Annotated in this window: 9 protein-coding genes and 1 pseudogene; 4 read left to right on the top strand and 6 right to left on the bottom strand. The window is 68.8% G+C overall.

The window, feature by feature from the left end; translation table 11 throughout:
• The first annotated feature begins 60 nt into the window (after window positions 1-60).
• Window positions 61-426, top strand: a complete 366-nt coding sequence (locus ACWDR4_RS43020) for a peptidoglycan-binding domain-containing protein (protein WP_450416744.1) — start codon at window positions 61-63, stop codon at window positions 424-426.
• 122 nt (window positions 427-548) lie between these two features.
• Here the strand turns inward: ACWDR4_RS43020 and pstB are convergent, their stop codons facing one another.
• From pstB to pstS, 4 genes are all read right to left on the bottom strand, one after another.
• A complete protein-coding gene (gene pstB, locus ACWDR4_RS43015; RefSeq protein WP_450416742.1) occupies window positions 549-1,325 on the bottom strand; it encodes a phosphate ABC transporter ATP-binding protein PstB in 777 nt (258 codons plus the stop codon).
• Between the two features lie 71 nt (window positions 1,326-1,396).
• Window positions 1,397-2,455 carry a phosphate ABC transporter permease PstA gene (pstA, locus tag ACWDR4_RS43010; RefSeq protein WP_450416740.1) on the bottom strand — a complete coding sequence of 353 codons (1,059 nt, stop codon included), beginning with the start codon at window positions 2,453-2,455 and terminating at the stop codon, window positions 1,397-1,399.
• Complete coding sequence (gene pstC / locus ACWDR4_RS43005) at window positions 2,452-3,462, bottom strand: phosphate ABC transporter permease subunit PstC (protein WP_450416738.1); 1,011 nt, start codon at window positions 3,460-3,462, stop codon at window positions 2,452-2,454. Before pstC ends, pstA begins: the two co-directional genes overlap by 4 nt.
• 124 nt (window positions 3,463-3,586) lie before the next feature.
• Entirely contained in the window at window positions 3,587-4,714 is a 1,128-nt protein-coding gene (gene pstS / locus ACWDR4_RS43000) for a phosphate ABC transporter substrate-binding protein PstS (protein ID WP_450416736.1), read from the bottom strand.
• Between the two features lie 490 nt (window positions 4,715-5,204).
• Between pstS and ACWDR4_RS42995 the strand changes: the two genes are divergently transcribed.
• Window positions 5,205-6,767 carry an FAD-binding oxidoreductase gene (locus ACWDR4_RS42995; RefSeq protein WP_450416734.1) on the top strand — a complete coding sequence of 521 codons (1,563 nt, stop codon included), beginning with the start codon at window positions 5,205-5,207 and terminating at the stop codon, window positions 6,765-6,767.
• Between the two features lie 372 nt (window positions 6,768-7,139).
• On the opposite strand, the pseudogene ACWDR4_RS42990 reads toward ACWDR4_RS42995, so the two are convergent.
• A pseudogene (locus ACWDR4_RS42990) lies at window positions 7,140-7,292 on the bottom strand (acyl carrier protein); the annotation flags it as partial.
• Window positions 7,293-7,414: 122 nt separating this feature from the next.
• The gene (locus tag ACWDR4_RS42985; protein ID WP_450416733.1) at window positions 7,415-7,774 is read right to left on the bottom strand and encodes a CAP domain-containing protein; all 360 of its coding nucleotides are present in this window, start codon (window positions 7,772-7,774) and stop codon (window positions 7,415-7,417) included.
• 7 nt (window positions 7,775-7,781) lie between these two features.
• Between ACWDR4_RS42985 and ACWDR4_RS42980 the strand changes: the two genes are divergently transcribed.
• Together ACWDR4_RS42980 and ACWDR4_RS42975 are read left to right on the top strand one after the other, a co-directional pair.
• Window positions 7,782-8,135: a hypothetical protein gene (locus tag ACWDR4_RS42980; protein ID WP_450416732.1), complete on the top strand. Its 354-nt coding sequence runs from the start codon at window positions 7,782-7,784 to the stop codon at window positions 8,133-8,135.
• A gap of 655 nt (window positions 8,136-8,790) precedes the next feature.
• Window positions 8,791-12,018 (top strand): alpha-L-rhamnosidase, encoded by a 3,228-nt coding sequence (locus tag ACWDR4_RS42975; protein WP_450416730.1) that lies wholly within the window; start codon window positions 8,791-8,793, stop codon window positions 12,016-12,018.
• Window positions 12,019-12,276: the final 258 nt, after the last annotated feature.

Genomic DNA, 12,276 nt, shown 5'->3' with positions numbered 1-12,276 from the left:
TCAGCCGGGATCTGTACCGAAGAAGGAAATCCGACCACGCCAACAACGAGGAGAACTGTCATGCGCAGAACAATGCGGGCGATGACCCCGCTCGTCCTCGCGGCCTCGCTCGTGACAGCGGGCAGTACCGCCGCCTTCGCGACCAGCACGGCGACCACGGCCACCACGGCGCCGGTGACCATCCAGAACGAACACGGCTGTGCCTACTCCAGCTCCCACCCCACCCTGAGGAGGGGCAGCGTAGGCAACGCCGTACGACACCTGCAGTGCCTCCTGCAGTACTGGGGCTACCCGTACGTGGCCGTCGACGGCGAGTTCGGCCCGCTGACGGAGACCGCGGTCAGGGACTTCCAGGCCTACTGGGGCGTCCCGGGCGGCGCGGACGGCGTGGTGGGCACGAACACCTGGGCCTACCTCCACCGCTGAGGTGCCCGTCGACCGGGCACACGAACGGGCCCGCCCCGGACCGGAGTCCAGGGGCGGGCCCTCTTCGACCTCGCGGTGGCACCGCCATGCAGCACCGCGAGGGGCTCGACCCGACGCTCGGCTCAGCCGAAGCGCCCGGAGATGTAGTCCTCGGTCGCCTGCACCGACGGGTTGGAGAAGATGCGCTCCGTGTCGTCTATCTCGATCAGCTTGCCGGGCTGCCCGACCGCCGCGAGGTTGAAGAACGCCGTACGGTCCGAGACACGCGCCGCCTGCTGCATGTTGTGCGTCACGATGACGATCGTGAACCGTTCCTTCAGCTCACCGATCAGGTCCTCGATCGCGAGCGTCGAGATCGGGTCGAGGGCCGAGCACGGCTCGTCCATCAGCAGGACCTTCGGTTCGACGGCGATCGCCCTCGCGATGCACAGACGCTGCTGCTGGCCACCCGACAGCCCCGAACCGGGCTTGTTCAGGCGGTCCTTGACCTCGTTCCAGAGGTTCGCGCCCTTCAGTGACTTCTCCACGACATCGCTCAGCTCGGACTTCTTGTACGAGCCGTTCAGCCGCAGCCCCGCCGCCACGTTGTCGAAGACCGACATCGTCGGGAAGGGGTTCGGCCGCTGGAAGACCATGCCGACCTCACGCCGTACCGCCACCGGGTCGACCCCGGCGCCGTACAGGTTCTCGTCGTCGAGCATGACCTTGCCGTCGACCCGCCCGCCGGGCGTGACCTCGTGCATGCGGTTCAGGGTGCGCAGGAAGGTGGACTTGCCGCAGCCGGAGGGGCCGATGAAGGCCGTCACCGAGCGCGGCTCGACCGTCATCGAGATGTCCTCGATCGCGCGGAAGGAGCCGTAGTAGGCGCTGAGGCCGCTTACGTCGATTCGCTTGGCCATGGATATCACTGCTTCTTTCGAGGGGTCAGCCGGCCGCCGGGCCGGCTACAGGTCGCTGTCGAACGGCCGCGTCAGCGACCTGTCTTCGGTGCCTTCCAGCGGGCGATACCGCGGGCACCGAGGTTGAGGATCATCACGAAGGCGATCAGCGTGAGCGACGCCGCCCAGGCCCGGTCGTACGCCGCCTCCGCCCCTCCACTGTTCGCGTACTGCTGATAGATGTACAGCGGCAGCGAGGCCTGCGCACCCTCGAAGGGGTTGTTGTTGATGAAGGGGTTGCCGAAGACGAGCAGCAGCACGGGTGCCGTCTCGCCCGCGATACGGGCCACCGCCAGCATGATGCCGGTGGTGATACCGCCGATGGCGGTCGGCAGGACCACCTTCAGGATGGTGCGCCACTTCGGGATGCCGAGCGCGAGGGACGCCTCACGCAGCTCGTTCGGTACGAGCTTCAGCATCTCCTCGGTCGACCGCACGACCACCGGCATCATCAGGATGGCCAGGGCCAGCGAACCGGCGAAGCCGAAGGGCTGCATGTCGAACTGCAGCATGAGGCTGAGGATGAAGAGGCCCGCGACGATCGACGGGATGCCCGTCATGACGTCCACGAAGAAGGTGACGGCCTTGGCCAGCTTGCCGCGCCCGTACTCCACCAGGTAGATCGCGGTGAGGACGCCGATCGGCGCGCCCATCGCGGTGGCCAGGCCGACCTGCTCCAGGCTGCCGATGATGGCGTGGTAGATGCCACCGCCCGGCTCGTTGTCGGCGACCACGCCCATCGAGTGGCTCAGGAAGTAGATGTCGAGGACCTTCACCCCGCGCGCGACGGTCACCCAGACCAGGGAGACCAGCGGCACGACGGCGAGCAGGAAGGCGACCCAGACCAGCGAGGTCGCGATGCGGTCCTTGGCCTGCCGCTTGCCCTCGACGCGCGTGGCGATGACGTACGTACCGACGACGAAGAGGATCGCGGCGATCAGGCCCCACTGGATGTTGCTCTCCAGGCCGGCGGCGAGGCTGATGCCGATCCCGAGGGCGACGGACCCGGCGGCCAGGGCGTAGGGGAACCACTTGGGAAGGCGTGCGCCCTGGAGGGAGCCGGTGGGCTTCTGGGCTACGACGGTGCTCATGCGTTGGCCCCCGAGTACTCGGCACGGCGGGCGATGATCGCGCGGGCCGCACCGTTGACCAGCAAGGTGATGACGAACAGGACGAGACCGGAGGCGATGAGCGCGTCACGGCCGTACTCCGACGCCTCACCGAACTTGGCGGCGATGTTCTGCGCGAAGGTGCCGCCGCCCGGGTTGAGCAGGCTGCCCTGGATGAGGAAGCTCGGGGAGAGGACGGTGGCGACGGCCATCGTCTCGCCCAGCGCGCGGCCGAGGCCGAGCATCGACGCGGAGATCACACCGGAGCGGCCGAAGGGCAGCACCGCCATGCGGACGACCTCCCAGCGCGTGGCGCCGAGGGCCAGCGCGGCCTCCTCGTTCATCCGCGGGGTCTGCCGGAACACCTCACGGCTGACGTTGGTGATGACCGGCAGGATCATGATCGCGAGCAGGACGCCCACGGTCAGCATCGAGCGCGGCGCGCCCTCTTCCCAGGAGAAGATCCCGGTCCAGCCGAGGTAGTCGTTCAGCCAGCCGAAGAGGCCGTTCATGTTCGGTACGAGGATCAGGGCGCCCCACAGGCCGTACACGATGGACGGCACGGCGGCGAGCAGGTCGATCACGTACGCGATCGGGCCGCTCAGCCTGCGCGGGGCGTAGTGCGTGAGGAACAGCGCGATGGCGACGGCGACCGGGACCGCGATGACCATGGCGATGATCGAGGAGACCACCGTGCCGAAGGCCAGGACGGCGATGCCGAACACCGGCGGGTTGAGGTTGGCGTTCCACTCGAAGGTGGTGAGGAAGTTGCCCTCGTCCTTGCTGATCGCGAGGGTCGCGCGATAGGTGAGGAAGACGGCGATCGCGGCCATGATCGTCAACAGCAGGATGCCCGAGCCGCGGGAGAGACCGAGGAAGATCCGGTCACCGGGTCGGGTGGCACCACGGGAGGCACGCTTCTGCTCGACCGCGGTGGGCTGGGGGGCGGGAGGTGGGTTGTCTGTGCTGTTCTTGGTGGTTATGTCCATCGGGTTCTCCGGTCTGCGGGGCCGTACCCGGGGGCGCGGCTCCTGGCGGCGGTGCACCGGACGGTGCGGCCGGGACCCGCTCGACAGCCGAAGCTGGGCAGCGGATCCCGACCGCACACTCAGATCAGGCCAGGCTCTCGACGGTGGTGCGAACCTTGGCGATGATGTCGGCGGGGATCGGGGCGTAGTCGATACCGCTCAGGATGCCCTGACCCTCTTCGCTGGTGATGTAGCGGAGGAAGGCCTTGGTGGCGGGCAGGGTGTCGGACTTGTTGCCCTTGTCGCAGGCGATCTCGTACGTGACCAGGGTGATCGGGTACGCGCCGTCGGCCTTGGTCGTGTAGTCCAGCTTCAGCGAGTAGTCGTTGCCGGTGCCGACGACCTGGGCGGCGGCGATGGCCTTGGTGGCGCCGTCGGAGGTGGGCTTGACCGGGGCGCTGGCGCCGGTGTCGATGGACACCGAGGTCAGGTCCTTGGCGTACGACTGCTCCATGTAACCGATCGCGCCCTCGGTCTGCTTGACCTGGGCCGCGACACCGGAGGAACCGGAGGCCGCCTGGCCGCCCTCGGCCTGCCACGCCTTGCCGCCCTCGTAGGGCCAGTTCTCGGGGGTGGTGGCGATCAGGTACTTGGTGAGGTTGTCCGTGGTGCCGGAGTCCTCGGAGCGGTGGAAGGCCTGGATCTTGGTGCTGGGCAGCGTCGCGTCCGGGTTCAGCGCCTTGATGGCGGCGTCGTCCCAGGTCTTGATCTTGCTGTTGAAGATCTTGGCGAGGGTGGGCGCGTCCAGGACCAGGTTGTCGACACCCGGGAGGTTGTAGGCGAGCGCGATGGCGCCGCCGACGGCCGGGAGGTCGATGGCGGTGCCGCCGGTGCAGACCGACTTGGAGGCGGTGACCTCTTCGGGCTTCAGCGCGGAGTCGGAGCCGGCGAAGGCGACCGTGCCCTGCGTGAACGCGGTGACGCCGGCGCCGGAGCCGCCGCCCTTGTAGTTGATCTGCACGCCGGGGCAGGCGGCCGTGAAGGCCTTGACCCAGGCGTCGATCGCGTTCTTCTGCGCGGAGGAGCCGTCGGCGAGCAGCTGGCCCTTGGCGTCGTCGCACTTGATGGAGCTGTTGGCGGCGGTGGAGGCACCGTCGCTGGCACCCGTGCTCGTGCCGGTGTCGTCGGAGCCGCACGCCGTGAGGGCCAGGGCGCCGGAGACGGCGAGAGCACCGAGGGTGAGGGCCCGCCGGTTCATGCGCTGAAGCTTCACTTTCGGGTGTTCCTTCCAGGAGCCGCCGTCCTGAATTCCGGCGGCGCGCGAGGTAACGAAGAATGGATGGCTCTCAGGCGTCCACAGAGGCACACCGAGTACCGGGTAAGGCCGAAATTAGGCAGATCAGGTGAAGCCACCTACGGGCGGAGGTAAACGGAGGGTGAACCCCTGCGGTCGGTGCGGTGAGGTCACGGAACGCTTACGGGGAGAACACATGTAGGTCCCGACCAGAGGATCACCTCCGGCCGGTCGACTGCTGCGGTAAAAGCCCGGAAGCCGACGAAACTCGGACCGAGCCCGAACGAAAACCGGACCGACCCCGCACCGAACCCCGAACCGAGCCCGCACCGAACCCCGGACGGAACCCATCCTTCCACTTCCTCCCGCGAACACGTTCGCCAATGGAACCCACGATCCATGGAACCCGTCTCGTTCGACGGGAGCCAACGCGGGCTCAAACGGAGGAACCGAGAACCCGAGGAGCACCATGCAGCGGCGTACGTTCATGGGAGGCGGCGTGGCCGCCCTGGCGGCGATGACGACGGCGTGCACGGGCGCGAAGGGCGACACGGGCGCGCGGGCGGACACGGGAGGCGCGACCGGCACGACGACCACGCCCCTCACCTCCACGAGCGCCTCGGCCCCGGCCAACTGGACGGCCCTCGGCCGCGACCTCGACGGCCCGCTGATCCGCCCCGGGGACACCTCCTGGCCGGCGGCCCGGCAGCTCTACAACACCCGCTTCGACGATCTGAAACCGGCCGCGGTGGCGTACGTCTCCCACGCCGACGACATCCGTACGGCGCTGTCGTACGCCCGCGCCCACTCCGTCCCGGTCGCGATCCGCAACGGCGGCCACTCGTACGCGGGTTGGTCCTCGGGCAACGGCCGCCTGATCATCGACGTGTCAAAACTGAACCGCATCAGGACAGCCGGCGGCACAGCGATGGTAGGAGCAGGCTCAAAGCTGATCGACGTCTACCGCGCCCTGACGGCGAAGGGCGTCACGATCCCGGCGGGCTCGTGCCCGACGGTCGGGGTCTCGGGCCTGACGCTGGGCGGCGGCCACGGGGTGGTGTCCAGGGCGTACGGCCTGACCTGCGACAGCCTGACCCAGGCGACGCTGATCACGGCGGACGGCCGCGAACTGACGGCGAACGCCACGACGAACAAAGACCTGTTCTGGGCCCTGCGGGGAGCGGGCAACGGCAACTTCGGCGTCGTCACGGAACTCCACTTCCGCACCCACCCCGCACCGCAAGCGGTATCGGCGTACATGTCCTGGCCATGGCGGATGGCGGCGGCGGTGATGAAGGCATGGCAGGAGTGGGGCCCGAGCCAGCCGGACGAGATCTGGTCGTCGCTGCACGTGGCGAACACGGCCGGAGGCACCCCGACGATCTCGATCTCGGCGTTCTCGCTGGGCGGCTACACAGACCTGCAGAACGCGGTGGACCGCCTGGCGGACAGAATCGGTTCTCCGGCCGCGAGCGTCTCCCTGAAGCGCCGCTCGTACGAGGAGTCGATGGAGGTGTACGCGGGCTGCTCGTCCTTCGCGACGGACGCCCAGTGCCACCTCCCGGGCTCGACGCCGGGCCGCTCTCCCCAGGGCGCCCTGGGCCGGGAGACATACGCGGCCCGCTCGGACTTCTACGACCGCTCCCTCTCGACGGCGGGCATCCAGACCCTCCTCACCCAGATGACATCGGTGCGGGGCGGCTCGGGCAGCATCGCGTTCACGGCACTCGGGGGCGCGGTGAACCGGATCTCCCCGACGGCGACGGCATTCGTCCACCGCCGCTCCAGGATGCTGGCCCAGTACATCGTGTCCTGGCGCGCGGGCACGACGGGCAACACAGCCCAGTCCTGGCTGACAGAGGCCCACCAGGCGATGTCCCCGTACGCCTCGGGCGCCGCCTACCAGAACTACACGGACCCGACCCTGAAGAACTGGCGCAAGGCGTACTACGGGGACGCGGCGACCCGCCTGACAAAACTGAAGCACCAGTACGACCCGAACCGCGTGTTCACGTACCCGCAGGCCCTGTAGGGGCCCTTTCCCACGCGTCACACGCACCCGGCGACGCGCAGCACCTGCTCCGGCAGCCGGGTCTCGGTCTCCCGGACCCGGGTCAGGAACTCCAGGCCGCGCGCGGGCGAGGTGGCCGGGGCTGAAGCCGTACGAGACCGGGCGGGGCCTCAGAAGCTGAACGGCAGTGGTGGCCGGCGGAGATCCGGTCACGGACGAGGTCGATGACCGACGGGCCCGTCGTTCACCGCGCCGCCGGAGAGCGGCTCCGCGTCGGCCACGCGCGGGACGACCGCACTGGGCAGGCTCTTCCAGCGTGCGTTCACGGGGCCGGCCCCGACAGGGCGTCCCACGGGTACGGGCGGAGTGGAACATCGCGAACATGATCCTGTCGTCCGGGAAGGTCACGTCGAACCACTGCTCGAGGTCGACCACTGTGTTGACCGCGGTGAGCGAGTCCAGGCCGTAGTCCGCGAGGGGTGTGTCGTGGTCCAGCGCCCGGTCGGCGGGGAGGCCGAGGTCGGTCGGACAGACGTTCGCCGGCATCAGGACCGGGCGATCAGGCCGGTGTCGTGCCCGCGGTCCCCGACCGCGTCCGCTCCTCCGTCGGACTGCCGGTCGGCGTCGTGGTGTCCGGCCCGACAGCCGCGCAGGCGTGCGGAGTCCGGCTACGCGGTCGACCCGAAGTCCTGGGTCCAGTAGTAGCCCGGCTGCGCCAGGCCGATGCCGATCTCCTTGAAGCCGCAGTTGAGGATGTTGGCCTTGTGACCGGCGCTGTTCATCCAACCGTCCATGACGCTCTCGGCAGAGGTGTAACCGGCGGCGACGTTCTCGCCCGCCGACCTGAACGTGTACCCGACCCGGGAGAGCCGGTCGCTCATGGACGAACCGTCGGAACCGGTGTGCGACATGTTCTGGTGATCGGCCATGTCCTGGCTGTGGTCCTGAGCGGCCTTGGTGAGTTTGGCGTTCTCGGTCAGCGGCGCACAACCCGCCTTCTCGCGTTCGGCGTTGACCAGAACCAGCACTTGATCCGTGGGACCGGATTCCGCACTGCCGGCGGAGGCGCTGGGAGTACTGCCGGTGCTCGTGGCCTCCGGAGTACTGGAGGGGGAGCTGGACTCGAGCGTGCCGGCGGTGGGCGTGGCGGTCGGACTGCCGGCCGCCGAAGGCGACGCGCTCGGGGAGGCACTGGTGGGAGAGGCGCTCGGGGTTCCGGACGGAGTGGCGGAGGCAGAGGCAGGGCTGCCCGACGCGGAAGCCGAGGCGGAGGCAGCCACGACAGGCGACCATGAGGGCTTCGGGCGGGCCACCGGATCCGACGTGCCCCATCCCCACCAGGAGAACGAGACGACGTTCCAGCCGCCCAGCCCGTTGCCGCTCGCCTGAGCGGCCGAGGGAATGCCCACGGCTCCCACGGCCACCACGACAACTGCGGCACCGGCCATTTTCCTGCGTTTCGATTTCGGGTGTTTCGATTCCTGGCGTTTCGATTTCAGGCGGTGCTTGGTCATACCTGGCCTCATTCACTGGTCGCGAGCCCGGTCATTATGGGGATCGCCGAGCACCCCGGGCAACGAACACCCGCGCCGTCGCCCCCAGAACACGAGACTGTGCGAATCCGGCCGTCTTCACAGTCCCTTGAACACGCGCACACACTTGTGACCAGGTCGAAGACTCTCTCACGCAGCCGCGATCACCGACCTGAAGGATCAGTTGAATTACCCCACCTGCGGCAACAAACGCCCGATTGGCCTTCAAACGAACATAATTACGGCCTTCGACAATCAGCCAATCGACACCATCACGCCCAATTCCGGCGTGATGCACATCACTTCAATTCAAGGTGTACGGAATTACACCGCTCCCACGAGCACCGAATCACCGGCCTCACGACGGCAACCTGACAGCGACGGGCGGCAACTGAAGGAGGGGAAGTCCGTCACAACGATTGACCCCGGCCCCACACGGCTCTACGTTACCCACGCCTCTCCCGTTTGAATCGATTCATCCATTCCGTGCAAGTTGCGAGTGAGGAGTCGTAATGATCAGCAGGAGGAACATTCTCGTGGCCGCGACCGCCACGGCCCTGGCGGCAACCGTCGACGGCGTACCCGCGACGGCCGCACCGGCGGCCGGTGGTACGACCGCACCGGCGTCCAGACAGGTTCGCGTCACCGCGCCCACCGTGGAATACGTCCGGCACCCCCTTGGCCTCGACGCCCAACACCCCAGGCTGAGCTGGCCGTTGACTTCCAAGAAGACCGGCGTGCGGCAGAGCGCCTACCAGGTCCGGGTGGCCACAAGCCCCCCGCTCCTCTCCCGTCCGGACGTCTGGGACAGCGGAAAGGTCACGTCCGCCGAGTCCGCCCTCGTGCCCTACGCGGGCCCCGCACTCGAGCCACGAACGCGCTACCACTGGTCCGTACGCGTGTGGGACACCGACGGACAGGTCTCCGGCTGGAGCGCGCCCTCCTGGTGGGAGACCGGACTCATGGACACCGGGCAGTGGGCCGCCGACTGGATCTCCGCGCCGGCGGACCTCACGGACGCGCCGTCCTTCGAGGGCGGTTCCTGGATCTGGTTCCCCGAGGGCGACCCGACCAACAGCGTCCCGGCGGCCACCCGTTGGTTCCGCGGTACGACCCAACTCCCCGACGGGATCACGTCGGCCACCCTCGCCATCACCGTGGACAACGTGTACGCCGTCTCCGTGAACGGCGTCGAGGTGGCCCGCACCGACCTCGCCACGGACCACGACGGCTGGCGCCGCCCGGCCGTGATCGACGTACTGGACCAGGTGCGAGCCGGTGACAACGTTGTCGCCGTCTCCGCCACCAACGCGACCGTGGGCCCGGCGGGGCTCATCGCCGTCCTTGTCGTCCGTACCGCCTCCGGTGAGCAGAAGGTGTTCACCGACGGCTCCTGGAAGGCCACGGACCACGAACCTGCCGCGGGCTGGCGCGAGTCCGGCTTCGACGACGGTGGCTGGCCGACGGCCAGGGTGGCCGCCGTGTGGGGCGGCGGGCCGTGGGGAAGGGTCGTCCCGGTCTCGTACGCCGTCACCCAACTGCGGCACGAATTCCGGCTGCCGCGCCGGAAGGTGGCACGCGCGCGCCTGTACGCCACGGCACTCGGCCTGTACGAGGCCCACCTCAACGGCAGCAAGGTGGGCCTCGACCACCTCGCCCCCGGCTGGACGGACTACCGCACCCGCGTCCAGTACCAGACTTACGACGTCACCACGTTCCTCCGCCCCGGCGCCAACGCCATCGGGGCCTATCTGGCACCCGGCTGGTACGCGGGCAACGTCGGCATGTTCGGCCCCGGCCAGTACGGGCAACGCCCGTCTCTCCTCGTCCAGTTGGAGGTGGAGTACACGGACGGCACGACCGAGCGCATCACATCGGGCACCGGCTGGCGAGCCGCCACCGGCCCGATCGTCGCCGCCGACCTCCTGAACGGCGAGACGTACGACGCCCGCAGGGAGACCCCCGGCTGGACCTCGCCCGGCTTCGACGACGGAAGCTGGCTCGGCGTACGCGGTGCGGGGGACGTCGGTCCCGGCCTGATCGTCGCGCAGGTGGACGGCCCGGTACGCGTGGAACGAGAACTGACGCCGCGACAGATCACCCAACCCAAGCCCGGCGTCTACGTGTTCGACCTCGGCCAGAACATGGTCGGCGCGGTACGCCTGCGAGTGTCGGGCGACGCGGGGACGACGGTCAGCCTCAGACACGCCGAGGTGCTCAACCCCGACGGCACCGTCTACACCGCGAACCTGCGAAGCGCGGCGGCGACAGACACGTACACCCTCAAGGGACCGGAAGAAAAGGGTCAGACAAAAGCGGAGGAGATCTACGAGCCTCGCTTCACCTTCCACGGATTCCGCTATGTCGAGGTGACCGGTTTCCCGGGTACTCCCACCGCACAGTCCGTCACCGGGCGCGTCATGCACACAGCCGCCCCCTTCACCCTCGACTTCGAGACCGACGTACCGATGCTCAACCAGCTGCACCACAACATCACTTGGGGGCAGCGCGGCAACTTCCTCTCCGTTCCGACGGACACACCCGCGCGCGACGAGCGCCTGGGCTGGACGGGAGACATCAACGTCTTCGCGCCCACGGCCGCGTACACGATGGAGTCGGCCCGCTTCCTGTCCAAGTGGCTTGTCGACCTCCGGGACTCCCGGACCACGGAGGGCGCGTTCACGGACGTGGCGCCGGTGGTCGGCACCCTCGGCAACGGCACGGCCGGCTGGGGCGACGCGGGCGTCACGGTCCCCTGGGCCCTCTACCAGGCATACGGCGACCGCCAGGTACTGGCCGACGCCTGGCCATCCGTCAGGACCTGGCTGACGTACCTGGAGCGGAACAGCGACCGTCTACTACGCCCGGCACAGGGATACGGCGACTGGCTGAACGTCGACGACGAGACCCCCAAGGACGTCATCGCCACCGCGTACTTCGCGCACAGCGCCGACCTCGCGGCCCGGATGGCCGGGGAGTTGGGCGAGGACGCCGCCCCGTACAGCGACCTCTTCGCACGGATACGCACGGCCTTCCAGAACGCCTACGTCACGTCCGACGCCCGTATCAAGGGCGACACCCAGACGGCGTACGTCCTGTCCCTGTCGATGGACCTACTACCGAACGCGCTACGAAAGGCGGCGGCGGACCGCCTGGTCTCTCTGCTCTCGGCCAAGGACTGGCACCTGTCGACCGGCTTCCTCGGCACTCCCCGACTACTGCCCGTCCTGACCGAAACGGGCCACACCGACGTCGCCTACCGCCTGCTGGAGCAACGCTCCTTCCCCAGCTGGGGCTACCAGATCGACCGGGGCGCGACCACGATGTGGGAACGCTGGGACTCCGTCCGCCCCGACGGCGGCTTCCAGACCCCGGACATGAACTCCTTCAACCACTACGCCTACGGCTCGGTGGGCGAATGGATGTACACGAACATCGCCGGCATCGCACCGGGCCGACCGGGTTACCGCGAGATCGTCGTCCGCCCCCGCCCCGGCGGAACGGTCACCACCGCCCACGCCACGTTCACCTCGCTCTACGGCCCCGTCTCCACCCGCTGGCGCCAACGGTCCGACCGCTTCACGCTGACGTGCACGGTGCCGCCCAACACGACCGCCGAGGTGTGGATCCCCACGCCCGACCCGAAGACGGTCACCCACACACACGGAACGTTCCTACGGCAGGAGGAGGGCTGCGCGATCTACCGCGTAGGCTCCGGCACCCACCACTTCACCACCTGATCAAGCGGGTGCACGTCCTCAGCCCATCCGGCTGATACTCAACCCGCCCGGCTGATTTTTAGCCCGTCCGGCGTTTGAGGACGAGGCCGTTCAGGCCGAAGCGGGGGTCTGGGGGCGGCAGCCCCCAGGGATGGGACGGGTAGGGGCGGCGGGGGCGAGAAACCCGGCGGCTACGCCGCCAAATCCCGCAGCCCCCCCCCCCCCCCCCCCCCCCCCCCCCCGGCCCCCCCCCCCGCCCCCCCCCCCCCCCCCCCCCCC

The sequence above is a fragment of the Streptomyces sp. NPDC000878 genome (assembly GCF_053599695.1).
This window is presented reverse-complemented; position numbering and strand designations above follow the sequence as displayed.

Bases quoted from the DNA above. Each gene is read 5' to 3' on its own strand.
- pstB (WP_450416742.1), bottom strand. From the start codon at position 1,325: ATGGCCAAGCGAATCGACGTAAGCGGCCTCAGCGCCTACTACGGCTCC.
- pstC (WP_450416738.1), bottom strand. From the start codon at position 3,462: ATGGACATAACCACCAAGAACAGCACAGACAACCCACCTCCCGCCCCC.
- ACWDR4_RS42995 (WP_450416734.1), top strand. From the start codon at position 5,205: ATGCAGCGGCGTACGTTCATGGGAGGCGGCGTGGCCGCCCTGGCGGCG.
- ACWDR4_RS42975 (WP_450416730.1), top strand. From the start codon at position 8,791: ATGATCAGCAGGAGGAACATTCTCGTGGCCGCGACCGCCACGGCCCTG.
- ACWDR4_RS43020 (WP_450416744.1), top strand. From the start codon at position 61: ATGCGCAGAACAATGCGGGCGATGACCCCGCTCGTCCTCGCGGCCTCG.
- pstA (WP_450416740.1), bottom strand. From the start codon at position 2,455: ATGAGCACCGTCGTAGCCCAGAAGCCCACCGGCTCCCTCCAGGGCGCA.